Genomic DNA, 917 nt, shown 5'->3' with positions numbered 1-917 from the left:
GTGGGCGGTCGGCCCCGTGGGCGGTCGGCCCCGCCTCGGGCGAGCGCCCGACGGTCACGCCGACAGGCGCTCACGCGTGCCCGACGGCGCGACCGCCGCACGGGACCGCCTCGGCGACGGCACAGTTGCACCCCGCGTCGTCGCGCGGCGGCCCGAACATCCCTTGGTGGGCCGCGCATCCCTGCGGCATCCTGTCCCACATGTTGATCAAGGAAGCACGCTCGGAGGACTGGGCCGCGATCTGGCCGTTCCTGCAACGGATCTGCGCCGAGGGCGAGACCTTCAGCTACCCGACCGACATCACCCCCGAGCAGGGCCGCGCCTTCTGGATGCTCTCCGCCCCCGGCCGCACGATCGTGGCCGTCGACGAGTCCGGCACCGTCCTCGGCACAGCGAAGATGAACCCCAATCAGATGGGGAACGCCGCGCACATCTCCAGTGCCAGCTTCATGGTCGACCCCGAGCACTCCGGGCACGGCGTGGGACGGGCGCTGTGCGACGAGGCGCTGCGCTGGGCCGCGGCGGAGGGCTACCGCGGAATGCAGTTCAACGCGGTGGTGGAGTCCAACACGCGGGCGGTGAAGCTCTACAAGGCCCTGGGCTTCGAGGTGATCGGAACGGTGCCGGAGGGCTTCTGGCATCCGCGCCTGGGCTTCGTGGGGCTGCACATCATGCACCGCCGGCTCTGATCGGATCCGCCCGGAGCGGGGGCCGGAGCGGCGCCGGAGCGCCTCGGGATCCCGCACGCGGCCCGCCCGTTCGACCCTCCGCCCGCAGCCGGGGGCCCTCTGCCGTTCCGGGGTGGAGACGTTCAGCGGCCACTCCGCGACGGTCGCGCCCCGCAGGTGGGGGTGGTGGAAGCCGGCGCCGAAGTGGGCGTGGAGGGTGAGGGGCGGGAACCGCGCGCGGAGCTGTTC

General features: G+C 73.2%; 1 protein-coding gene. It reads left to right on the top strand.

Going from position 1 to position 917, the window contains the following annotated elements; all coding sequences use genetic code 11:
- The first annotated feature begins 200 nt into the window (after positions 1–200).
- Complete coding sequence (locus tag AC13HU_RS37710) at positions 201–689, top strand: GNAT family N-acetyltransferase (protein ID WP_483046515.1); 489 nt, start codon at positions 201–203, stop codon at positions 687–689.
- Positions 690–917: the final 228 nt, after the last annotated feature.

It is taken from the genome of Streptomyces sp. NH27, assembly GCF_056859195.1.
Note: the sequence above shows the minus strand (reverse complement) of the source record. Positions and strands in the feature narration are given on the sequence as shown.

Coding starts and splice junctions, on each gene's coding strand:
- AC13HU_RS37710 (WP_483046515.1), top strand. CDS start 201: ATGTTGATCAAGGAAGCACGCTCGGAGGACTGGGCCGCGATCTGGCCG.